Origin of the sequence: Streptomyces siamensis (assembly GCF_039543605.1) — a bacterium.
Taxonomy (GTDB): Bacteria; Actinomycetota; Actinomycetes; order Streptomycetales; family Streptomycetaceae; genus Streptomyces; species Streptomyces siamensis.
The window spans coordinates 92,310-113,462 of the sequence record NZ_BAABKB010000048.1 but is presented as its reverse complement, the minus strand read 5'-3'; the positions used below and the strand labels follow the sequence as shown (position 1 = coordinate 113,462).

Below are 21,153 nucleotides of genomic sequence, written 5' to 3'. Positions count from 1 at the left end.
TCGACAGTTCCGCAAGGCCGTAGCGATGAAATTCGTTGTTTACGAGCACGTGTCTTGCGGATTTCGCAGCTCTGGCCGGACCAGGGGTGTTGAAAACGTGGATCCACGGATTAGGGTGGGCCCCTCAGGTATCTCAGGTAGTGGACACCTGGGTGTCCCAGGTAACCGGACAGCTGAGTCAACGCACATCTGACAGGAGGGCCGGGCAGTGAGCACCGAGCTGCGTCGTCTGCGCAATTACATCGACGGAGAGTTCCGCGATGCCGCCGATGGGCGGACCACGGAGGTGGTCAACCCCGCGACCGGTGAGGCGTACGCGACCGCGCCGCTCTCCGGACAGGCCGACGTCGACGCCGCGATGGCGGCCGCCGCCACGGCCTTCCCGGCCTGGCGCGACACCACGCCGTCCGAGCGCCAGAAGGCCCTCCTGAAGATCGCGGACGCCTTCGAGGAGCGGGCCGAGGAGCTCATCGCGGCCGAGGTCGAGAACACCGGCAAGCCGATCGGGCTGACCCGCTCCGAGGAAATCCCGCCGATGGTGGACCAGATCCGCTTCTTCGCGGGCGCCGCACGCATGCTCGAGGGCCGCTCGGCCGGCGAGTACATGGAGGGCATGACCTCGATCGTCCGCCGCGAGCCGGTCGGCGTCTGCGCGCAGGTCGCGCCGTGGAACTACCCGATGATGATGGCCGTGTGGAAGTTCGCCCCGGCGCTGGCGGCCGGCAACACGGTCGTCCTCAAGCCGTCGGACACCACGCCCGCCTCCACCGTCCTGATCGCCGACATCATCGGCGGCATCCTCCCCAAGGGCGTCTTCAACGTCATCTGCGGCGACCGCGACACCGGCCGCGCGATGGTCGAGCACCCGACCCCGGCGATGGCGTCCATCACCGGCTCCGTGCGGGCCGGCATGTCGGTCGCCGAGTCGGCGTCCAAGGACCTCAAGCGCGTCCACCTGGAGCTCGGCGGCAAGGCCCCGGTCGTCGTCTTCGAGGACACCGACATCGCCAAGGCCGTCGAGGACATCTCCGTCGCCGGCTTCTTCAACGCCGGCCAGGACTGCACGGCCGCCACCCGCGTACTCGTCCAGGAGTCCATCCACGACGAGTTCGTCGCCGCGCTCGCGAAGGCGGCCGCCGAGACGAAGACCGGTCAGCCGGACGACGAGGACGTGCTCTTCGGCCCCCTGAACAACCCGAACCAGCTGAAGCAGGTCTCCGGCTTCATCGAGCGCCTGCCCGCCCACGCCAAGGTCGAGGCGGGCGGCCACCAGGTCGGCGAGAAGGGCTACTTCTACGCCCCGACCGTCGTCTCCGGCCTCAAGCAGGACGACGAGATCATCCAGAACGAGGTCTTCGGCCCGGTCATCACCGTCCAGTCCTTCTCGGACGAGACGCAGGCCGTCGAGTGGGCGAACGGCGTCGACTACGCCCTCGCCTCCTCCGTGTGGACCAAGGACCACGCCCGCGCGATGCGTCTGTCGAAGTCGCTCGACTTCGGCTGCGTCTGGATCAACACCCACATCCCGCTGGTCGCCGAGATGCCGCACGGCGGCTTCAAGAAGTCCGGCTACGGCAAGGACCTGTCGGCGTACGGCTTCGACGACTACACGCGCATCAAGCACGTGATGACCTCGCTCGACGGCTGACCTTCCGCCGCCACGGGCCGTGCCGCCGCCAGGGCGGCCGGGCACGTGAAGCCAACAGTGCGGCCCCGGACGGGAATCGACCGTCCGGGGCCGCACTGTCGTACACGGTCCGCCCGGTCCGGGCCGATGATCGACAGGGTGTCGGGTCGGCGCGCGACCGCTCGACGCAGCGTCCATTGTCCGCGCGGAGCCGTCGGCGGCATGCTGCCCGCGTGCCAGCGATTCGGAACACCTCAGCCCTGTCCCGCCGGTCCCTGCTGCGCGCCCTGGGCGGGGGCGCGGCGCTCGGCGCCCTCGCCGGTTGCGGGGTGCCCGCCGCGTACGTCGCGCCCGGCGACCGGACCGGAGCGGACCTCTCCGCCGCGGACAAACGGCTGACATGGGCGAACTGGCCGCTCTACATCGACACCGATGACGACGACACCGGCAAGCGGCCCACCCTGGACGCCTTCGAGGAGCGCACCGGCATCTCCGTCGACTACATCGAGGAGATCAACGACAACGACGAGTTCTTCGGCAAGATCAGTCCGTCGCTGATGAACCACCAGCGGACGGGCCGCGACCTGATCGTCATCAGCGACTGGATGTGCGCCCGCTTCGTCCGTCTCGGCTGGGTCCAGGAGATGGACCGGGCCGCGCAGCCCAACGTGACCAAGTACCTCGACCCGCTGCTGCGCTCGCCCGCCTTCGACCCCGGCCGCAAGTCGACGGTGCCCTGGCAGTCGGGCATCACCGGGATCGCGTACAACCACCGCAAACTCGGTCGCGAGATCCGGCACGTCTCCGACCTGTGGGCCGACGACCTCAAGGGACGCGTCACCCTGCTCTCCGGCTTGGACGAGGCCTTCGCGCTGCTCATGCAGGGCAACGGGGTCGACATCACCCAGTGGACCGCGGACGACTTCCACCGGGTCTGCGACCAGGTCGAGAAGCACGTGCACGGCGGGCAGATCCGGCGCTTCACCGGCAACGACTACATCAAGGACCTCTCCAGCGGCGACGTCCTGGCCTGTCAGGCCTACTCCGGCGACGTGATCCAGCTCCAGGCCGACAACCCCGACATCCGCTTCGTCGTCCCCGAGGAGGGCGCCGAACTCTGGTCGGAGTCGCTGATGATCCCCAACCTGGCCCGCCACAAGGCCAACGCGGAGAAGCTCGTCGACTACTACTACGAGCCGGAGGTCGCCGCCGAGCTGGCCGCCTGGGTCAACTACGTCTGTCCGGTCCCCGCCGCCCAGGACGTCCTCGCCTCCTCCAAGGACAAGGACACCGCCGCCCTCGCCGAGGACCCGCTGATCTTCCCGGACGCGGCCATGCGCAAGCGGCTCGCGATCGCCCGGGACATCGAGTCCGGCGAGCGCGCCGAGTTCGCGAAGCGCTGGAACGCCATCGCCGGGCTCTAGCCACGGTGCGGGCCGGCCCGTCGAGCACCGTCGCCCTTCTGGACCGCCGGCGCGCTCTCTCCACGCTTCGCGCCCGCCGGCGCGCCCTCTCTACTTGAGGCCGCTGAGCATGACGCCGCGGATGTAGTGCTTCTGCAGCAGCAGGAAGAGGATCAGGACCGGCAGGACGCTCAGCACGAGGCCGGCCATGACGATCGGCATCGTGCGGGTCGGGTCGACGTGGTCCTGGAGGAGCTGGATGCCGACGGGCAGGGTCATCACCTCCGGGTTGGCGGTCGACACGAGCAGTGCCCAGATGTACTCGTTCCAGGCGTCGACGAAGGTCAGCAGCCCGAGCGTCACCACGACCGGCTTGGTCTGCGGCACCACGATCCGCCACCACACGGCGAACTCGCCGGCCCCGTCGATGCGCGCGGCCTCCAGGACCTCGTCCGGGATCGAGAGCATGAACTGCCGCGTCAGGAAGATCCCGAAGCCGTTGACGAGGAACGGCACGGCCAGCGCCGCGATGCTGACGGTCAGGCCCGCACCGCCGCGGCCGAACAGGTCGTTGCCGCCCGCGAGCGGCCAGTGCACCAGGATCAGGAAGTGCGGGATGAAGAAGAGGAACGGCGGGAACATCATCGTCGACAGCACCAGACGGAAGATGAAGTTCCGTCCGGGAAAGCGGAGTTTGGCGAGCGCGTAGCCGGCCAGGGACGACGTGAGCAGCACCGATCCGGTGGTCAGGGCGGTCGCGACGACGCTGTTGCGGAAGAGCACCGGCAGATCGAGCTGGTCGACCGCCGCCCGGTAGTTGGACAGGTCGAACGCCTCGGGCAGGAACCGGTACGGCAGCGTGCCCGCCTCACCGGGCCCCTTGAAGGACGTCATCACCATGTCGAGGAACGGCACCACCGTGAGCACGGCGCCGGTCACCACCACCAGATACGACAGCCACGGGAAACGGCGGCGGATCATGAGTCCTCTCCCTTGCGCCGGAAGATCCACAACTGCACCAGGGTGACCACGAGGACCACCACGAACAGCACGAAGGCGGCGGCGCTCGCGGCGCCCCAGTCGCCGTAACTGAAGGCCTGCCGGTACATCTCCAGCGCGGCCACGTTGGTCGCGTCCCCCGGTCCGCCCTTGGTCATCACGATGATCAGCGCGAACGACTGCAGGCCGGTGAGGAACTGGGTGATGCACACGAACAGCAGGGACGGCCGCAGCAGCGGCAGCGTGATCCTCCAGAAGACGGTGACGGGCCCGGCGCCGTCGAGCGCGGCGGCCTCGTAGTACGACTCCGGAATGGACTTCAGCCCGGCGGTCAGGACGAGGATCGCCGAGCCGAGCGACGCCCAGGCCTGCACGACCACGACCGAGGGCAGCGCGGTGTCCGGGTCCTGGAGGAACGCCACCGAGCCGAGCCCGAGGGCGTTCAGGACGCCGTTGACCAGGCCTCCCGGCTCGTACATGTACTTCCACACGTTGCCGACGGCGACGACGGTCGTGACGATCGGCAGGAAGTACAGGGTGCGCCACAGGCCCTGGAACCGGAGCTTGTCGATGGAGGTGGCCACGAGCACCGATCCGGCGAGCGCGAGCGCCACGGTGCCCAGGGCGAACAGCAGGGTGTTGGTGAGGATCGGCGTCAGGAACGTCGACCCCTTTGCGAACAGGCCGGTGAAGTTGTCCAGGCCGACCGGATCGATGTCGCCGAGCTCGAACCCGGCCCAGCGGGACATCGACAGCAGCAGTGCGAAGCCGAGCGGCAGGATCAGGAAGACGGCGAAGAACAGCAGCGTCGGCGCCAGGAAGAGATAGGCGACGGCCACTTGGCGGCGCCGGGCGCGGGGCCCGGTCCGCCTTCGGTCCTCTACGGGGAGCCGGGCGGACCGCACACCACGGGCCCGCTCCGTGGTCTCGGGCGCCAGGGTGTTCACCATGAGCGCGACACCTCCTGATCGACCTGGCGGCGGGTGGTGCGCAGTGCCTCGTCGACCGACTGCTGACCGGTCCACAGCGCCTCGATGTTCTTGCGGAGCAGCGACTTGGCCTGCTGCGCGCCCGGGACGTTCGGCTCCGGCACCGCGTATCCCAGCGCGTCGAGGAACGGGCGCAGATTCGGATCGCCGCCCTTGCCGAGGAGCGTCCGCATGTCGTCGGCGCGGCCCGTCAGGGAGCCCACCGACACCTGGAGGGCGCTCATCCGGGTCGCCGTCGCGCCCTTGCCCGCGCCCTTCACGCCCACCTTCTCGGTGTTGAGCCAGCGCAGGAACTCCCAGGCCTCGCGCGGGTGTTCACTGGCCGCGTTGACCCCCAGCATGAAGCCGGTGGCGAGCGTGGCGCGCGTGTCGTCCGCCGCGGGCACGGGCAGCGGCGCGACGCCGACGTCACGGTAGCCCTCGCCCATCTGGGCCTTCAGGCTCCCGGTCCACCAGCCGGCGCTGATGACCATGGCCACCTGCCCGGACTGGAACGCCTTGTAGACGTTGACGCCGGGGGCGCTCGCCCCCTTGGCCACGAGGCGGTGCTCCAGGTCGAACACGGCCCGGCCGGCCGGCGAGTCGATGGCGGTGCTCCTGCCGTCCGCGGCGACGAACGCTCCGCCGGCGGCGTTGAGCAGGGCGAGCGTCTGGCCGACGGTGGTGGAGTCGTCGTAGGTCGACAGCCCGAACCCCTGGACCAGCGTGTTTCCGTACCCGTCCCGCTTCGCGGTGCGGTACGCCGTTTCCTCCAACTCCCGCCAGGTGCGCGGGGGGTGAGCGACACCGGCCTCGCGCAGCAGCCGCTTGTTGTAGTACAGGGCGTACGTCTGGACCTCGGTGGGGTAGCCGTAGACCGTGCCGCCCACCGACGAGGAGCCGACCGCGGCCCGGCCGTAGTCGCGCCTGATCTCCTCGGCGTGCCCGGGCGGCGCGGGCCGCAGGACGCCGGCCTGGACGAGCTGGCCGTTCCAGAGGCAGTACGGGTGCAGGATGTCGGCGCCCTGGCCCGCGGCCTGCCGGACCATGAACGTGGTCAGCAGGTCCGTGAACTCGACGGCCTTGGTCCGCACCTTGACCCGGTCGTGCAGCGCGTTCCACTCGTCGACCGGACCGCGCAGGGCTTTTGCCGCCTCCCCGCTCGCGTAGTGCGAGAGCAGGGTGAGGACGATCGGATCACCGGGCCGCCCGGTGCCCCGGTGCGGTCCGGCGCATCCGGAGACGAGCAGCGCCGAGGGGAGCGCGAGCGCGAAGTGGCGCCGGCTCAGGCCACCGGTGCGGCGCGACGGCGTCATCCGTCTGTCTCCCGGCGCATCACCCGGAACACCCGGGTCGTGGTGAAACCGGTCCTGCGGTACAGGTGGCCCGCGGGGGACTGCTCGCCAGTCCACAGGAACCACGCGGAGTGCGCACGGCGCGCCCGCATCCGCTCCAGGACCAGGTGGAGCAGGACCTTGCCCAGGCCGGTGCCGCGCAGGTCCTCCAGTACGCCGAACGGGCCGAACCGCTCGTCCACCTTGTCGAAGGTGCCGTGCATCGCCCAGCCGACCAGCCGGCCCGAAGGGTCCCGGGCGACGACGATCCGGTCCAGCGGCGTGCCCGCGGCCAGCGACTCCCGGATCGTGCACGCCCAGTCCGGGCCGAAGTGGGTCCCGGCGAGCGCGAACAGGTCCACCAGGTCGTCGTCGCGCGGTGTGGCGAACCGGTGTCCGGACGCCGTCAGTTCGTCGCGGCGGCGCGCGACGTCCTCCGGGATGCGATAGCCGACCAGGTCGCGGTGCATCGCCGCCGCCTCGTACAGCGTGCGGAAGCCCAGGGATTCGAGGAGCCCGGCCGCTTCCGGGTACGCCTCGGCGTCCAGGCCGGGGAGGACGTAGTTCGGTGTGTACGAGGAGAAGTCCACCCGGGTGCGGCCGTGCCGGTGCAGCCACTCCAGGGCGTCGGTCAGCAGGCGGCGACCGATGCCGCGTCCGCGGACTGCCGGGTCGACGAAGAAGAACGGGATCCAGCCCTGGTCCGGCTCCAGATCGGTGCCGGCCATCGGCGTCAGACGGCGCACCGCGTAGGCCGCGCCCACGATCCGGTCGCCGTCGACGGCGACCCGCAGGCCCTCCGGATCGAAGTTGGCGTCGAGCAGCACCAGGGAGCGGAAGCGGTCCGGGGTGATCGCGTCGGCCGGCGCACTGCGGCGCCACGCCTCCATCAACTGCGGGCCGTCGCCCGCGCGAAAGCCACGCGTCCCGGTCCGTGAGGTCGTCGTGGGTGTCGTCGTGCGGTCGGTCATCGACGGGGGTGTCCTTCCATACGCGGGTCGCGGACGGCGTCGGGCGTCGACCGCAGCCCTGCTTCGGTGCGGGGCGCTCCGTGCCGCGGCGCTCGGCACGCGGTCCGCGAGGGCGAGCCGGGCGGCGCGGCCGGGGCGGGAGGTCTCAGGCGTAGAGCAGCACGTCGTCCCCGGCCCATCGGCCGGGCGGCCCCGGTGGATCGCACAGCGGCAGCGGGTCGTCGCCCGCGTCGACGGTGCGCCGCAATCGGTCGGAGCCCCACAGCAGGTCGACGAAGTGACGGTGGCCGGTCGCCTCCTCGCCGCCGTCCGCGCTGCGCCAGGCGAAGTCCTCGGGGTACAGGCGCCGCAGCGTGGCGAGCATCGCGACGGCGGTGCGTACGGGGGCGAACGCCTCGCGGTCGGTGATGTGGAGCTGGACCCCGCGCAGCGGCCGTCCGGCGTGTTTGTGGAAGGTCGGTACGTACCGCAGATCACGGAAGTGCACTCCGGGCAGGGCGAGTTCGGCGAGCGCGGGCGCGAACCGCGCGTCGATGTACGGGGCCCCGACGATCTCGAAGGGCTGCGTGGTGCCCCGGCCCTCCGAGAGATTCGTCCCCTCGAACAGGCAGGTGCCGGGGTAGACGGTGGCGGTCGCGGGCGTCGGGATGTTCGGCGAGGGCGCCACCCAGGGCAGGCCGGTGGCCTCCGCGCCCGCGGCGCGCCGCCAGCCGGCCGCCTCGACGACCGTCAAGTCGGCTGCGGTGCCTGCCACTTGGGGGACGAGCGAGGCGTTCAGGAGGCGGGCGACCTCACCGCAGGTGAGGCCGTGCCGGACGGGCATCGGGGCGCGTCCGACGAAACTGGCCCATCCGGGGTCGAGCAGCGGGCCCTCGCTGACGAGTCCACCGAGGGGATTCGGCCGGTCCGCGACGACGAACCGCACGCCCGTGCGGGCCGCCGAGACCAGCAGGTCGAACATGGTCCACACATAGGTGTAGAACCTCGCCCCGATGTCCTGGAGGTCGTACACCAGGGCGTCGACGCCGCTGTCGAGCAGCAGTTCGTCCAGGCGCTCGCCGTCGCACCGGTAGGTGTCGTGGACCGGCAGTCCGGTCGCGGGGTCGGCCTGCGCGGCCTCGCTCTCGCCCGCCTGGCCGGTTCCGTGCAGCCCGTGCTCGGGACCGAACAGGGCGACCAGCCGCATGCCGGCGTCGAGCAGTGCGGGCGCGGCCGGACGCAGGTCGGGGAGGACGCCGGTGTGGTTGGTCACGAGCCCGATGCGGCCGGGTCCGGCGAGTCCGGGCGAGGCGTGCAGTCGTGCGATCCCGGTCGTCACGGCGGCGCGGCCGTCCGTGCTCATCCTCTGCCCCCGTCTGCCGGTGACCTCTCTCAGCGATAGCTGGAAATGTACTGGGATGTCCGCGAATTCTGGGGAACCGCGGGGCACGTCGAGCCGGACGCGCCGCGACGCGGTCGCCGGGACCGGCACCTCGCCCCCCTGTTGAGGTCGGGGCAGCCCATGACCTGTTCCCCTCCCCGCGGACCCCGGGAATGCGAACGGCCGGTGACTTTGCCTGTTCTTTACAACCTGCCCCGGTGCCGCCTCGTCTCTCCGCTCGATCCGTGATCCCGCCCGGCACCGGCCGGGCGGACCGACGAGAGAGAGCGATCCCATGCGCCGAACTGTCCTCAGCGCCGCGGCACTCGCGTGCACCGCCGTACTGGCGGGCACCGTGCCCGCGTTCGCCGACGGTGCGTCCCCGAGCCCGAGCGCCGCCCCCACCCGGGCGAGCAGCGAGCCGTCCCCGGTGCCCAGCGCCGAGCCCACCCGCGCGCCCAGCCCGGTGCCCACACGCGCGTCGAGCCCGGCGCCCACCCGAGCACCGTCCCCGGGGCAGGTCTCCGTCAGGCCGTCGGGTGCGCCCGACACCGGCGTGACGGCTGCCGAGACCTCGGGATCCCGGTCCGGGAGCGGTCTGATCGGCGGAGCCGCCGCCGCGGCGCTCGTCGCGGGCGGCGGGGCGGTCTTCGTCGTACGCCGCCGCCGGGCGACCGGGGCATGACCCCGCTCTCCAGGCGCGCCTTCGGTACGGCGACGGCGGCCGCGCTGCTCGCGGGCTGCGGCCGGCCGGCCCATGGGACGGCGGCCCCGCGGCGGACCCGGAGCGCGCCCGCGCCGTCGCGGGCCTCCTCCACGGCGCCGCACGCCCTCGCGCGTTCGGCCCCGGTCCGGCTGCGGATCCCGGCCATCGGGGTCGACACCCCGGTCGTACGGCTCGGCCTGGCGGCGGACGGCACCGTGCAGGTGCCTCCCGTCACCGCGCACGACCGGGCGGGCTGGTACCGGCACTCCCCGACACCCGGTCAGACCGGCCCGTCGGTCATCCTCGGCCACGTCACGGTCGGGGCCTACGGCGACGGGGTGTTCCGCCGGCTGGCACGGCTGCGCCGGGGCGACCGGATCGTGACGCGCCTGGAGAACGGCACGGCGGCGGAGTTCAGCGTCAGCGACGTACGGACCGTCGCCAAGGCGGACTTCCCCGCGGACGACGTGTACGGCGACGTGGACCGCCCGGAGCTGCGCCTGATCACCTGCGGCGGTTTCCGGACCGGTGACGGATATCTCGACAACGTCATCGTCTTCGCCGCGCTGAGCTCCACCACCCCCTGACCCGACGGCAGCCGTGCCGGGCCGGCGGAACGTACGCCGTCGGCCCGGCATCCTCCCCCACGAGTGCCGTACGAGTGCCATCACGACCATGGAGAGCGTTGAAACGGTCCCGCGACAAGGCAGCGTCCGAACTGTTCGCCGCCCTCTACCCGCGCCTCGCCGGCTGGTGCCGCCGTCTCGTCGACGACGACGAGACGGCCCACGAGATCGCCTCGGAGGCGTTCACCCGGCTGTGGGCCCGCTGGACGTCCGTCGAGGAGCCGCGCGGTTTCCTCTACGTCACCGCGGCCAACCTCGTCCGGGACCACTGGCGCAAGCTGGAGCGCGAACGCAGGGCCGTACGCCGTGCCACCACCGAGGCGGCCGTCCGCCCCCACACCGAACAGGCGGATCCGTCGGTGCGGTTGCTGGTGCAGTCGCTGCCCGAACGACTGCGCGTCCCGATCCTGCTGCACTACTACGCTGACATGCCGATCCGGGAGGTGTCCGAACTGACCGGGCGCAAGGAAGGAACCGTCAAGGCCGACCTCCACGCGGCCCGGGAACTGCTCCGTGTCCACCTGAGGAGAAGCCTTGACCACACGCTTTGACGACGGCCCGGAGTCCGGACCCGACGACCCCCTCGCGGCCGTCCTGCGGCCGCCCGCCGAATTCCTCGGACCGCCCGCCGGCCGTTACGAGGCGGTCCGTCGTGCCGCGGCCCGCCGCAGGCTGCTGCGTGCCGCGGCCGGGCTCGGCGTGTCCTGCGCCGTCGCCGCCCTCGTCGCGCTGCCTCTCCACCTGGCGGGGCCCTCGGCCCCCGCCTCCCCGACGGTCCCCCTGGCACCGCCGCCCGCCGACGGCCGTACGGTGCCTCCCGCCCCGTCGCCGACACCCACTCCGTCCGCGTCGCCCGTCCCCTCGCGGCCCACCGGCTCGGTCACGTCCCGTCCCACCCGGAGCCGGCAGACCGGGGGGTCCCGCGCCTCGGACGACCGGGTCGTGCCCACCCCCGACGCCTCGGCGACGCCGACCGTCGCGCCGTCGGCGGTCCGGAGCGGGGCGAGCACACCCGGGAGCGACCCCCGGCGGTAGCCCCCGGCGGCAACCGGGCCGCGGTCAGGGCGCGCTGACCCGTCGGGCGGCGTGCGCGGCGATACGTGTGGCGACGTACTCCGTACCGGCCACGAACCGCATCATCGGCCCGTACGTCGGGGCGGCGAGCGAGCCGGCGAAGTACAGGCCGGGGACGGAGGATTCGAAGCCGGCCTTCAGACGAGGTGCCTTCGACCCCGGGACGCACGCCAGGGCACCGCGCACCGTGGGGGACAGGAAGGGCACCGCGTCCAGGTCGAGCCGGTAACCCGTGGCCGCGAGCACGTGGTCGACGGTGAGGGCCTCGGACGCACTGCGTGGTCCGGCGACCTCCAGGCGCACCCCGGACCGGGCGGCCTCGGCCCGGGTGACCCGGCACGAGGTGCGCACCCGGAGCACGCCCTCCACGCGGTCCCGCAGCCACCAGCCGCCCGACGGGCCGAGCGCACGACGGAACAGCAGCATCCGGACCGCGGCGGGCAGCCGCCGCACCGCGCCCGGAGCCCTGCACACCGCGGCCAGGATCCAGCCCGTGCCCAGCGGTGAATAGGGCCGGGCCATCCGCCGCCACCGGGCGCGGGCCGAGCCCGGCGTACTGCCCCACAGCACATGGTCCTCGCGGACCAGTACCTGCACCTCGGCGCCGGCCTCGTGCAGCAGCGCGGCGCTCTCCAGCGCGGACTGGCCGCCGCCGATCACGGCGACGCGGCGGCCCGCGTACGGCGACAGGTCGGTGTGATGGCTCGTGTGCGACACGAGAGCCCCGCGCCCCGCCCCGTCGGGGCACAGGTGCGTCAACTCCGCCGGAACATGCGCGAGTCCGTTCAGGCCGGTGGCCACGACGACGGCAGCGGCGGCGAGTTCCCGGTCGTCGTCCAGCCGGACCGTGAACCCGGAGTCCGTCGTGGCCCGGTCGACGCTCACGACCCGGGCGGGGTCCACCTCGCCGACGTGCTGCTTCTGGAACCACTGCCCGTAGCGCACGAAGACGTCGCACGGGATCGGCGTGAGCTCGGTCAGTTCCGGCTCGCCGTGTGCGCGGCGGAAGTCCGCCAGCCGGGCACCGGGTACCGGGGCGGACAGATCGACGGCGTCCGGTGTCGACTTCAGGAACATTCCGGTGGCCATGGCGTGCCGCCAACTGCCCAGCGTCTCACCGAAGACGAGCACCGGTACGCCGCCGGCCCGCAGGTGCGCCGCCACCGACAGTCCGTACGGGCCGGCCCCGATCACGACGACCGGAGGCGGTCCACTCCCCGCGAACGCCCGCTCCCGGGCAGGGCGTTGCTCAGGAAGCGACTGCGTCATGCATCCCCCCGCTGGTCCCCGCGCCGCCTTCCCCAAGGCGGCGCGACACGTCGGGATGGCGCGTCCGCAGAGCTCTCGTCGCGCCTGTCCCCCCTCCGCCGCTCAGTGTCGCCCGTATCCCGCCGTCGCACAGCGATATCGGCGCACGTTGCCCAAAATATGGTCGAACCGTGAACATGCGACGCCTCACGTTTCCCCACCGCCCCATCGGACACGGCAGGCGCGTACGACGAGGAGGCCGGGCGACGGCGGTGGATCCGGAGCGTGCCGGGTGCCGCCGGTGGATTCGGAGCATGCCGGTCGCCGCCGGCGGATCCGGAGCGCCTCGGGCCGACAGGGGGCCGGAGCCTGCACCGGCCCCCTGAAGCGGCGTCAGCCCTTGCCGAGCAGCTTGTTCATCTCGGTGATCTCGGCGTTCTGGGCCGTGATGATGTCGTCGGCCAGCGAAGTGGCAGGTGCTGACCTGCCCTTGGCCTTCTCGGTGCCGGCCATCTCGACGGCGCCCTTGTGGTGCTCGACCATCATGGCCAGGAACATGGCGTCGAACTCCTTGCCGGAGGCGGCCTTCAGCGCGGCCATGTCCTTGGTGGACATCATTCCGGACATTTCAGGCATTCCAGAGTGGTCGGAGTGGTCGGAGGGGCCGGAGTGGTCCATGCCGGGCATGGAGGCCGAGGAGCCCGCGGCGGGCACCTTCGCGCCCCAGGACCTCAGCCAGCCGGTCATGGTCGCGATCTCCGGGTCCTGGGCCTTCTCGATACGTGCGGCGAGGTCCTTGACCTCGGCGGAGGCGGCCCGGTCGGAGGCGAGCGCCGCCATCTCCACTGCCTGCCGGTGGTGCGGGATCATGCCCTGCGCGAAGGAGACGTCCTGCGCGTTGTGGGGGCCGGTGGACGGGCCGGCGGTCGCGGACGGGGAGTTGGTGGAGTGGGCCGAGTGGCCGCTGTCGCCGCCGCAGGCGGTGAGGGCGAGCGCGGCGGTCGCGGTGACCACGACGAGAGCGGCGCGGCGTGCGCGGGTCGACTTGTCGGACATGCGTGAACTCCTGCAAAGGGAAGGTGACGTACTGATCCGGGCGTGCGTGAGCGCCGCGCCGGTGTCGGCGCGGTGCCGGGTGCCTCTAGATCCGCAGGAGTTGGAGTTCGGCGAGTGAGGGTGGCGCGCGTGCGCCGTCGGGCGCATCGGTCGTGGACGGGCACGCGGCGTCGGCGCGGGCGGGGGCGGCCATCGGGTCGGGTGCGAGCGCGGGCAGCACCGGTCCGCCGCCGACGGCCCCCGACGCGCAGGTCGAGTCGGCGTGCCGGACGTGGCTTCCGCCGCAGTGGCCGTCGGGGCAGTCGTCGTGCGGGGTGGCGGTGGCCGCCATGGGCCGGGCGTGACGGTGCTCCGGGACGCCGCCGGGGGCGAGGGCGTGCATGCCCAGCAGTCCGGCGAGCAGGCCGAGGACGAGCAGCGTCCGCCACCGCCGCACGGGCGGTCGGGGAGCGGGGGCCTGCTCGCGGCTCTTCATCGGGTTCATCCTAGGGCCCGTCGGAACGGCGTCCGGCGCGGCCCGAAGAGCGGACCGGCGCCATGCCCGGCGTCGCCCGACCGACGGCCCGGCGGCCACCCGGTGCGCGCGCCCCGTGTGCCGGGTGATGCACTCCATGCCGCGTCCGGTGCGGCGAGTGTGCGTGCGGGTCGTCGCCGGGCGGACGGGAAAGGCCGCACAGGCCGTGCGGGGCACGGGCCCGCCGGGGTCGGGGGGCCGTCGTGGAGCGGGGCCCTCGCCCCATAAGGCTGCCTTATGGGGTCATAGCCCGGACCCGACTACTGACTTAGGCTTGCCTTAGCTTAGGCTTCCCGTCGAGTCCGCCTGCCCCTGCTCGAAGGGAACCTGATCATGCCTCGCCCTCTGCGGGTAGCCATTGTCGGAGCCGGCCCGGCCGGTATCTACGCCGCCGACGCGCTGCTGAAATCCGCAGTGGCCGCCGAGCCCGGAGTGTCCATCGACCTCTTCGAGCGGATGCCGGCCCCGTTCGGTCTGATCCGTTACGGCGTCGCGCCCGACCACCCCCGCATCAAGGGCATCGTGACGGCCCTGCACCAGGTGCTCGACAAGCCGCAGATCAGGCTCTTCGGCAACGTCGACTACCCGCGGGACCTCAACCTGGACGACCTGCGCGCGTTCTACGACGCGGTGATCTTCTCCACGGGCGCCACCGCCGACCGGGCGCTCGACATACCCGGCATCGACCTCGACGGCTCGTACGGCGCGGCGGACTTCGTCTCCTGGTACGACGGGCACCCGGACGTGCCGCGGACCTGGCCGCTCGACGCGCGCAAGGTCGCCGTCCTCGGCGTCGGCAACGTGGCGCTCGACGTGGCACGCGTGCTGGCCAAGACCGCGGACGAGCTGCTGCCGACCGAGATCCCGCCGAACGTCCACGAGGGACTCAAGGCCAACCAGGCGCTGGAGGTCCACGTCTTCGGCCGTCGCGGCCCCGCCCAGGCGAAGTTCAGCCCGATGGAGCTGCGGGAGCTCGACCACTCGCCGAACATCGAGGTCGTCGTCGACCCCGAGGACATCGACTACGACGAGGGCTCCATCGCCACCCGGCGCGGCAACAAGCAGGCCGACATGGTCGCCAAGACCCTGGAGAACTGGGCCATCCGCGACACCGGGGACCGGCCGCACAAGCTCTTCCTGCACTTCTTCGAGTCGCCCTCCGAGATCCTCGGGGAGGACGGCAAGGTCGCCGGGCTGCGCACCGAGCGCACCGCCCTCGACGGCACCGGCAACGTGAAGGGCACCGGCGAGTTCAAGGACTGGGACGTCACCGCCGTCTACCGCGCCGTCGGTTACCTGTCCGACAGCCTGCCCAAGCTGCCCTGGGACGTCGACTCGGGCACGGTCCCCGACGAGGCCGGCCGCGTGATCGAGGACAGCGGGGAGCACCTCCGGTCGACGTACGTCACCGGCTGGATCCGGCGCGGCCCGGTGGGTCTGATCGGTCACACCAAGGGTGACGCCAACGAGACGGTCGCCAGCCTGCTGGACGACCACGCGAACGGCCGGCTGCACACCCCGGTGTCGCCGGAGCCGGAGGCCGTGGACGCTTTCCTCGCGGAGCGGGAGGTGCGCTTCACCACGTGGGACGGCTGGTACCGGCTCGACGCCGCGGAGAAGGCGCTGGGTGAGCCGCAGGGCCGCGACCGCGTGAAGATCGTCGAGCGTGAGGACATGCTCAAGGCGAGCGGCGCCTAGGGCTTCGGCTGAAGCACGCGAGGCCCGGACCATGACGGTCCGGGCCTCCGTCGTTCCCGGCGCGCCCGGTCCGCCGCTCGGACGGGGACAGTTTTGAACACGTTCAAGAATGGGCGTACGCTGCTGCCATGAGCGACAGAGCCGCCCTCCTCAAGGGCATCCGCGCATGGCTGGTCTTCTTTGTCGTCTGCCTGGTGCTCAGCGGCGCCACGGCCTTCCCCCTGGTGCACGAACTGCGCTGGACGGAGGACCTGTTGAGGGCCCTGTCCGTGCCGGAGCACCTGCCCGCACTGACGGACTGGATCGAGCGGGTGCGGCAGGGGCTGGACGCCGCCGACTCCGACTACCCGTTCCTGCTGTACGGCACGGACTGGCTGGCCTTCGCCCACCTGGTGATCGCCACCGCGTTCTGGGGGCCCTACCGTGACCCGGTCCGCAACATCTGGGTCGTCGAGCTCGGCATGATCGCCTGCGCCGGCATCGTCCCCCTCGCCCTGATCTGCGGGCCGATCCGCGGAATTCCCTTCTGGTGGAGCGTGATCGACATGTCCTTCGGTGTCCTCGGAGTGATCCCGCTCCACATCGTCCGCAAGAGGATCAAGCGGCTGGAGGCGCTCACCGCGAACCCCGTTCCTTCGCCGGCTCCCGGTCCGCACGTCCCGCCGGCTCCGGCTGCCTGAGGGCGGCCATCGCGATCCGCTGGGCCACCGGATTCATGGACTCGCCTTTCGCGTCGGTGGAGTTCACCGAGTAGACGAGGGTGCGCGACAGGTCCCGGGTGGCCGCGACGGCCGTGCTGTAGCCGTACCGGGCACCCGACTTGAGCCAGTAGACCGTGCCGCCGTACTCGAAGCGCTGGAGCCCCGCGCTCATGTCGGCGCCCTCGATGCCCGCCGGCACGGTGAACATCTCCTCCAGCTGCGGTCCGGGAACGAGGTCTCCGCGGAAGAGGCGGGTGATCAGCCGTTCCAGGTCGGCGGTCGTCGAGACCATGTCGCCGGCCGCCCACCGGTCCGCCTGGTTCCAGTCGGTGACATCGACGAACTCCGTCGTGCCGTCCCCCTTCGGCACGGCCTGGTACCCGTGGTTGTGCGGCCCGCGGATACGGGGATCCGTGCCGGGGAAGTACGTGTGGCGCATCCCGGCGGGCCGCAGGATCCGCCGCTCCGCCTCGTGCGCGTACGAGTGGCCGGTCACCTTCTCGATCAGCATGCCGAGGACGGTGTAGTTGATGTTCAGGTACTCCTGCCGGCTCCCCGGCCGGAACTCCGGCCCCTTGGCCACCGCCGAGGCCACGACCTGCCGCGGTGTGAGCGTGTCGAAGCGGTGCGCGTACGCGTCCTCGAAGGAGTCGCCGAAGCCGTCGCCCGCCTGGATGCCGCTCGTGTGGTTCAGCAACTGGCGTACGGAGACGGGCTCGAACGCGGGCGTCAGCAGGCCGGGGAGATAGCGCTGCACGGGGGCCTCCAGGTCGACCCGGCCCTCGGCCGCCAGCTGGAGGACGACCGCCGCGGTGACGACCTTCGTGGTGGAGCCCGCCCGGAACCGGGCGTCCGGGTCGGCCGCCCGCCCGCTGTGCAGATCGTGCACGCCCGCGCTGCCGCGCCATGCGCCGTCGGTGCCGCCGACGCGCACGAGAGCGGCGGTCGCGTCCCCGTCCGGGAGGCCGGCCAGCGCGGCACGCAGCGCCACGGCGTCGGGTCCGCCCGTCCGCTGCGCGCTCGCCACGGGGCCGCGGGCGGTGGGGGAGGCGAACGCGGGCGCGCTGAGCGGTCCGGCGGCGAGGCCGAGACAGACAGCGGCGGCGACGACAACTGCGGTACGGCGGTGGGGCATCGGGCACTCCTGCGGGCGGTGGGACGGTCGGGATCGATGCCGCTCATCCTCCGTCCGCCCGCTGTCCGCCGGATCCTCACCAGGGAGGGGGCGGTCCCTGGCGCCCGCCCGAGGGTCGCCCCTAAGGGCCGTGCCGATCCCCGCCGCGAGACCCCTTCCTCCAGCGGCCGTTCGTGCCCGCCCTCACGCCCGGCCCGTCCTCAGAACCCCGTGCGGTCACTCCCCGGCCCCCTCGGCCCGCTCCTGCGCGGCCATCACCTCGTCGCCGTGGACGTGGGCCCACGTCCCGAACGCCTCGATCGGGTCGAGCAACGTCCGCCCCAGCGGCGTGAGGCCGTACTCCACCCTGGGCGGCGAACCGCCGTACGCACACCGGGTCACCAGGCCGTTGAACTCCAGCCTGCGCAGCGTCTGCGTCAGCACTTTCGCGCTGATCCCGCCGATCGCTGCGCGCAGTTCCCCCGGGCGCCGCGGCCCGTGCCGCAGTGCCCACAGCACCACGGAGTTCCAGGTGTTGCCCAGCAGGTCGAAGGCGAGCCGGGCCCGGCAGTCGGCGAGGAAGGCGTCGGTGGTCACTTACCGAATGGTGCCCGAGCGGCTTCCTACTGTCGTCCCCGAGCCACAGATGGCGACCGCGCGGATGCCGGCACGGCGACGACCGCGCACGGATGCGGTGCCGCGACGACGGAAGGGACACGAGGCGGATGAGGATCGGGACGCTGGGCGCGGGGAACATGGCGGACGCGCTCGCCACGCAGTGGGCGCGCGCCGGGCACGATGTGTGCGTGGGCGCACGGGATCCGGGCCGGGCGGCCCGGCTGGCCCGGCGGATCGGCGGGCGCGCCGGAGATCTGCGCGAGGCGGCCGAGTTCGGCACCGACGCGGTGCTGCTCGCACTGCCGTACGCGGCCGTCACCGAGGTCGTCGCCGGTCTCGAAGAGCCGCTGCGCGGCAGGGTGCTGATCGACTGCGTCAATCCGGTGGGACCGGGATTCGCCCTGCGGACCGCGGGCGGACCGTCGGCCGCGGAACGCGTCGCAGCCGCCGCGCCCGGCGCCCGCGTGGTCAAGGCGTTCAACCTCTGCCACGAGGACGTCTGGCGGCTGACACCGCCGGTGTTCTCCGGGCGCCCGCTCGCGGTCCCGCTGTGCGGCGACGACGCACAGGCGCTCGACGTCGTCCGCCGGCTCGTGCGGGACCTGGGGTGCGAGCCACTGGACGCCGGCGGGACGGCCAGGGCCGGTCTGCTGGAGGCGACGGCGGCCCTGCTGATCGGACTGTGGGTCGGAGAGGGAGCGGACGCCCAGGCCATCGCCCCGCCCCGGGAGTTCGCGGGCGAGCGCTGACACCGGGGCTCGCCGGCGCGACGACCGACGGATCGTGCGGCGGATTCGGTCACGGTCCGAGAGACGCCTCCGGTCTCGTTCCGTGCGGCGCGCGCGACGGCGTCGGTCACGATCCGTGCGGCGGTTTCGGTCACGTATGGCGCGGCGCGAGTGATGGCGTCGGTCACCCTCCGTGCGGCGCGTGTGATGGCGTGGGCCATGTCCGTGCGGCGGTTTCGGCCATGCTTCGTGCGGCGCGGGCGATGGTGCGGTCCGCGTGGACCGCACCAGGGTCTCGGTCACGGCCCGCGCGACGGCGGCGGTGAGGGGCCGCGCGGCGCGGGTGGTGCGGTCCGCGCGGCGCGCGTGACGGCTTCGGTCACGTACCGCGCGGGCCACACGAAGGCCTCGGCCACGTCCCGCACGGGGCGCGTCCCTGAACTCCGGTGGCGGGGTGGCCTGTCGTCGCGCGGTGGCCGCACGTGCCCCGGCCGGCTCAGTCCCTGCGCAGGGAGCAGAGCGCGTCGATGCGGTTCGTCGTGATGGAGTCGACCCCCACGTCGAGCAGGCGCCGCATGGAGCGGCGGGTGTCCGGCGTCCACACGGAGAGCAGATGGCCGCCGCGGTGGACGCGGGCGGTGAGCTCCCGGGTCACCAGTCCGAAACGGTAGTTGAGCCAGCGCGGACGCACGGCGGCGAGGAGGCCGGGCCGCGGCGGCGCGAGCGTCGTCCAGGTCAGCGCGATCTCCGCGCCGGGATCGGCGGTTCGCACCGCGAGCATCGCCTCGGCGCCCGCGCAGTAGTACACCCGCTCCTGCGCGCCGCACGCCCGGACCACGTCGACGATCGTGCGCGCCGCCCTCACGTCGACCGGGCCGGGCAGGTCGACCATGATCCGGCTGTCCCCGGTCGCGGCCAGGGCGTCGGCGAACGTCGGCACGCCGCCCCCGGTGAGCCCGCGCACCTCGTCGGAGGAGAGCGAGCGCAGCGGACGGTCCTGCTCCCACAGCCGCTTCAGCGTCGCGTCGTGCAGCAGGACGGGTACGTCGTCGCGGGTGAGTCGTACGTCGATCTCCACCGCGTCCGCGCCCAGTCGGAGCGCGGAACGCAGGGAGTCGAGCGTGTTCTCACGGACGCGATAGGGGGCGCCGCGATGGGCCACGGCAGTCACGGTGCGCATGGGCCCATTGTGTCGGGTCAGGGAGTGAGCCAGGTCGAGGCGTAGGTGTCGATCTCGGCGGCGAGGCGGGACTTGCCGTCCGCGTCCAGGAACGAGGCCTCGACCGCGTTCTTGGCGAGGGCGGCGAGACCCTGCTCGTCGAGGGCGAGGAGACGGGCGGCGACCGCGTACTCGTTGTTGAGGTCCGTGCCGAACATCGGCGGGTCGTCGGAGTTGACGGTGACGGGCACCCCGGCCTCCACGAACTCCCTGAGCGGGTGCTCGTCGAGGGTGCGGACCGCGCGGGTGGCGATGTTGGAGGTCGGGCAGACCTCCAGCGCGATGCGGTGCTCGGCGAGGTGGGCGAGCAGCTTCGGGTCCTGGGCGGAGCTCGTGCCGTGTCCGATGCGCTCCGCGCGCAGGTCGTTCAGCGCGTCCCAGACCGTCTCGGGACCGGTCGTCTCGCCGGCGTGCGGCACGGAACGCAGTCCGGCGGCGATGGCCCGGTCGAAGTACGGCTTGAACTGCGGCCGCGGTACTCCGATTTCGGGGCCGCCGAGCCCGAAGGAGACCAGTCCCTCCGGGCGCAGTCGGTCGTCGGTGGCCAGCCGCACCGTCTCCTCCGCGGCCTCCAGCCCGGCCTCGCCCGGGATGTCGAAGCACCAGCGCAGGACAACGCCGAGCTCGGCCTCGGCCGCCTTGCGGGCGTCCTCGATCGCGTCCATGAAGGCCCGCTCGTCTATGCCGCGACGAGTGGAGGACCACGGAGTGATCGTCAGCTCGGCGTAGCGGACCTGCTGCCGGGCCATGTCCCGCGCGACCTCGAACGTCAGCAGCCGCACGTCCTCGGGGGTGCGGATCAGGTCGACGACGGACAGGTACACCTGGATGAAGTGGGCGAAGTCCGTGAACGTGAAGTAGTCCGCGAGGGCCTCGGGGTCGGTCGGCACCTTGGAGTCGGGGTGCCGGGCGGCCAGGGCGGACACGATGCGCGGGGAGGCGGAGCCGACGTGGTGCACGTGCAGTTCGGCCTTGGGCAGTCCGGCGATGAAGGCGTGCAGATCGTGGGCGCCGTCGCGTGCGATGTGGTGGTCGGTCAAGGTTCCTCCCCGGAACGGCGTCCCGGACCGTGGTCGGCGGGACGCGGGTGATCGGCTGATCGGTGACTCGGGGATCATCGTAGGCGGACGCCCGGGCGGCCCGGCTCCGGTCCCGGGCCTTAGCATGACGGAACGTACGACTGAGGGGA

At 72.4% G+C, this 21,153-nt stretch carries 20 protein-coding genes and 1 pseudogene; 9 read left to right on the top strand and 12 right to left on the bottom strand.

Going from position 1 to position 21,153, the window contains the following annotated elements; genetic code table 11:
• The first annotated feature begins 208 nt into the window (after window positions 1–208).
• A complete protein-coding gene (locus ABEB03_RS43260) occupies window positions 209–1,648 on the top strand; it encodes a gamma-aminobutyraldehyde dehydrogenase (protein WP_345658589.1) in 1,440 nt (479 codons plus the stop codon).
• A 212-nt stretch (window positions 1,649–1,860) separates the two neighbouring features.
• Window positions 1,861–3,051, top strand: coding sequence for a polyamine ABC transporter substrate-binding protein (locus tag ABEB03_RS43255; RefSeq protein ID WP_345658588.1), 1,191 nt, complete (start codon window positions 1,861–1,863; stop codon window positions 3,049–3,051).
• A 90-nt stretch (window positions 3,052–3,141) separates the two neighbouring features.
• Here ABEB03_RS43255 and ABEB03_RS43250 read toward each other — a convergent pair whose 3' ends face one another.
• The 5 genes from ABEB03_RS43250 to ABEB03_RS43230 form a co-directional block, all read right to left on the bottom strand.
• Entirely contained in the window at window positions 3,142–4,011 is an 870-nt protein-coding gene (locus tag ABEB03_RS43250) for a carbohydrate ABC transporter permease (RefSeq protein WP_345658586.1), read from the bottom strand.
• Window positions 4,008–4,979, bottom strand: a complete 972-nt coding sequence (locus tag ABEB03_RS43245) for a carbohydrate ABC transporter permease (RefSeq protein ID WP_345658585.1) — start codon at window positions 4,977–4,979, stop codon at window positions 4,008–4,010. Before ABEB03_RS43245 ends, ABEB03_RS43250 begins: the two co-directional genes overlap by 4 nt.
• Window positions 4,973–6,313 (bottom strand): ABC transporter substrate-binding protein, encoded by a 1,341-nt coding sequence (locus ABEB03_RS43240; RefSeq protein WP_345658584.1) that lies wholly within the window; start codon window positions 6,311–6,313, stop codon window positions 4,973–4,975. The genes ABEB03_RS43245 and ABEB03_RS43240 overlap by 7 nt, the downstream gene beginning before the upstream one ends.
• A complete protein-coding gene (locus ABEB03_RS43235; RefSeq protein WP_345658583.1) occupies window positions 6,310–7,302 on the bottom strand; it encodes a GNAT family N-acetyltransferase in 993 nt (330 codons plus the stop codon). The genes ABEB03_RS43240 and ABEB03_RS43235 overlap by 4 nt, the downstream gene beginning before the upstream one ends.
• 145 nt (window positions 7,303–7,447) lie before the next feature.
• A complete protein-coding gene (locus ABEB03_RS43230; RefSeq protein WP_345658582.1) occupies window positions 7,448–8,644 on the bottom strand; it encodes an exo-beta-N-acetylmuramidase NamZ family protein in 1,197 nt (398 codons plus the stop codon).
• A gap of 313 nt (window positions 8,645–8,957) precedes the next feature.
• Between ABEB03_RS43230 and ABEB03_RS43225 the strand changes: the two genes are divergently transcribed.
• The 4 genes from ABEB03_RS43225 (at window position 8,958) to ABEB03_RS43210 (ending at window position 11,029) form a co-directional block, all read left to right on the top strand.
• Window positions 8,958–9,347 carry a sortase-dependent protein gene (locus tag ABEB03_RS43225; RefSeq protein WP_345658581.1) on the top strand — a complete coding sequence of 130 codons (390 nt, stop codon included), beginning with the start codon at window positions 8,958–8,960 and terminating at the stop codon, window positions 9,345–9,347.
• Window positions 9,344–9,955, top strand: a complete 612-nt coding sequence (locus ABEB03_RS43220) for a class F sortase (protein WP_345658580.1) — start codon at window positions 9,344–9,346, stop codon at window positions 9,953–9,955. Before ABEB03_RS43225 ends, ABEB03_RS43220 begins: the two co-directional genes overlap by 4 nt.
• 98 nt (window positions 9,956–10,053) lie before the next feature.
• Window positions 10,054–10,545, top strand: coding sequence for an RNA polymerase sigma factor (locus ABEB03_RS43215; RefSeq protein WP_028802489.1), 492 nt, complete (start codon window positions 10,054–10,056; stop codon window positions 10,543–10,545).
• Complete coding sequence (locus tag ABEB03_RS43210; protein ID WP_345658579.1) at window positions 10,529–11,029, top strand: hypothetical protein; 501 nt, start codon at window positions 10,529–10,531, stop codon at window positions 11,027–11,029. The genes ABEB03_RS43215 and ABEB03_RS43210 overlap by 17 nt, the downstream gene beginning before the upstream one ends.
• Before the next feature lie 24 nt (window positions 11,030–11,053).
• On the opposite strand, the gene ABEB03_RS43205 is transcribed toward ABEB03_RS43210, so the two are convergent.
• The 3 genes from ABEB03_RS43205 to ABEB03_RS43195 all read right to left on the bottom strand — a co-directional run bounded on the left by ABEB03_RS43205 (window position 11,054) and on the right by ABEB03_RS43195 (window position 13,847).
• Window positions 11,054–12,337, bottom strand: coding sequence for an FAD-dependent oxidoreductase (locus tag ABEB03_RS43205; protein ID WP_345658578.1), 1,284 nt, complete (start codon window positions 12,335–12,337; stop codon window positions 11,054–11,056).
• Between the two features lie 372 nt (window positions 12,338–12,709).
• Window positions 12,710–13,372: a DUF305 domain-containing protein gene (locus ABEB03_RS43200; RefSeq protein ID WP_345658577.1), complete on the bottom strand. Its 663-nt coding sequence runs from the start codon at window positions 13,370–13,372 to the stop codon at window positions 12,710–12,712.
• A gap of 85 nt (window positions 13,373–13,457) precedes the next feature.
• The gene (locus tag ABEB03_RS43195; protein ID WP_345658576.1) at window positions 13,458–13,847 is read right to left on the bottom strand and encodes a DUF6153 family protein; all 390 of its coding nucleotides are present in this window, start codon (window positions 13,845–13,847) and stop codon (window positions 13,458–13,460) included.
• 372 nt (window positions 13,848–14,219) lie between these two features.
• Here ABEB03_RS43195 and ABEB03_RS43190 point away from each other — a divergent pair, with 372 nt between their 5' ends.
• Window positions 14,220–15,584 carry an FAD-dependent oxidoreductase gene (locus ABEB03_RS43190; RefSeq protein ID WP_345658574.1) on the top strand — a complete coding sequence of 455 codons (1,365 nt, stop codon included), beginning with the start codon at window positions 14,220–14,222 and terminating at the stop codon, window positions 15,582–15,584.
• Between the two features lie 128 nt (window positions 15,585–15,712).
• Window positions 15,713–16,264: a hypothetical protein gene (locus ABEB03_RS43185; protein WP_345658573.1), complete on the top strand. Its 552-nt coding sequence runs from the start codon at window positions 15,713–15,715 to the stop codon at window positions 16,262–16,264.
• Here ABEB03_RS43185 and ABEB03_RS43180 read toward each other — a convergent pair.
• Together ABEB03_RS43180 and ABEB03_RS43175 are read right to left on the bottom strand one after the other, a co-directional pair.
• Window positions 16,200–17,420, bottom strand: a complete 1,221-nt coding sequence (locus ABEB03_RS43180) for a serine hydrolase domain-containing protein (RefSeq protein ID WP_345658572.1) — start codon at window positions 17,418–17,420, stop codon at window positions 16,200–16,202. The two genes, ABEB03_RS43185 and ABEB03_RS43180, sit on opposite strands and share 65 nt — an antisense overlap.
• 216 nt (window positions 17,421–17,636) lie before the next feature.
• Complete coding sequence (locus ABEB03_RS43175) at window positions 17,637–17,996, bottom strand: winged helix-turn-helix transcriptional regulator (protein WP_345658571.1); 360 nt, start codon at window positions 17,994–17,996, stop codon at window positions 17,637–17,639.
• A gap of 128 nt (window positions 17,997–18,124) precedes the next feature.
• On the opposite strand from ABEB03_RS43175, the gene ABEB03_RS43170 reads away from it, so the two are divergent.
• Window positions 18,125–18,766, top strand: coding sequence for an NADPH-dependent F420 reductase (locus ABEB03_RS43170; RefSeq protein WP_345658569.1), 642 nt, complete (start codon window positions 18,125–18,127; stop codon window positions 18,764–18,766).
• Window positions 18,767–19,241: 475 nt separating this feature from the next.
• Here the strand turns inward: ABEB03_RS43170 and ABEB03_RS43165 are convergent, their stop codons facing one another.
• Window positions 19,242–19,925 (bottom strand): glycerophosphodiester phosphodiesterase, encoded by a 684-nt coding sequence (locus ABEB03_RS43165; RefSeq protein WP_345658568.1) that lies wholly within the window; start codon window positions 19,923–19,925, stop codon window positions 19,242–19,244.
• A 17-nt stretch (window positions 19,926–19,942) separates the two neighbouring features.
• Window positions 19,943–21,056 (bottom strand): annotated as a pseudogene (locus ABEB03_RS43160) (adenosine deaminase).
• Between the last annotated feature and the right edge of the window lie 97 nt (window positions 21,057–21,153).

Excerpts from the sequence above, each read along its gene's own strand:
- ABEB03_RS43250 (WP_345658586.1), bottom strand. The coding sequence starts at position 4,011 with ATGATCCGCCGCCGTTTCCCGTGGCTGTCGTATCTGGTGGTGGTGACC.
- ABEB03_RS43245 (WP_345658585.1), bottom strand. The coding sequence starts at position 4,979 with ATGGTGAACACCCTGGCGCCCGAGACCACGGAGCGGGCCCGTGGTGTG.
- ABEB03_RS43240 (WP_345658584.1), bottom strand. The coding sequence starts at position 6,313 with ATGACGCCGTCGCGCCGCACCGGTGGCCTGAGCCGGCGCCACTTCGCG.
- ABEB03_RS43235 (WP_345658583.1), bottom strand. The coding sequence starts at position 7,302 with ATGACCGACCGCACGACGACACCCACGACGACCTCACGGACCGGGACG.
- ABEB03_RS43230 (WP_345658582.1), bottom strand. The coding sequence starts at position 8,644 with ATGAGCACGGACGGCCGCGCCGCCGTGACGACCGGGATCGCACGACTG.
- ABEB03_RS43225 (WP_345658581.1), top strand. The coding sequence starts at position 8,958 with ATGCGCCGAACTGTCCTCAGCGCCGCGGCACTCGCGTGCACCGCCGTA.
- ABEB03_RS43220 (WP_345658580.1), top strand. The coding sequence starts at position 9,344 with ATGACCCCGCTCTCCAGGCGCGCCTTCGGTACGGCGACGGCGGCCGCG.
- ABEB03_RS43205 (WP_345658578.1), bottom strand. The coding sequence starts at position 12,337 with ATGACGCAGTCGCTTCCTGAGCAACGCCCTGCCCGGGAGCGGGCGTTC.
- ABEB03_RS43200 (WP_345658577.1), bottom strand. The coding sequence starts at position 13,372 with ATGTCCGACAAGTCGACCCGCGCACGCCGCGCCGCTCTCGTCGTGGTC.
- ABEB03_RS43195 (WP_345658576.1), bottom strand. The coding sequence starts at position 13,847 with ATGAAGAGCCGCGAGCAGGCCCCCGCTCCCCGACCGCCCGTGCGGCGG.
- ABEB03_RS43190 (WP_345658574.1), top strand. The coding sequence starts at position 14,220 with ATGCCTCGCCCTCTGCGGGTAGCCATTGTCGGAGCCGGCCCGGCCGGT.
- ABEB03_RS43185 (WP_345658573.1), top strand. The coding sequence starts at position 15,713 with ATGAGCGACAGAGCCGCCCTCCTCAAGGGCATCCGCGCATGGCTGGTC.
- ABEB03_RS43180 (WP_345658572.1), bottom strand. The coding sequence starts at position 17,420 with ATGCCCCACCGCCGTACCGCAGTTGTCGTCGCCGCCGCTGTCTGTCTC.
- ABEB03_RS43170 (WP_345658569.1), top strand. The coding sequence starts at position 18,125 with ATGAGGATCGGGACGCTGGGCGCGGGGAACATGGCGGACGCGCTCGCC.
- ABEB03_RS43165 (WP_345658568.1), bottom strand. The coding sequence starts at position 19,925 with ATGCGCACCGTGACTGCCGTGGCCCATCGCGGCGCCCCCTATCGCGTC.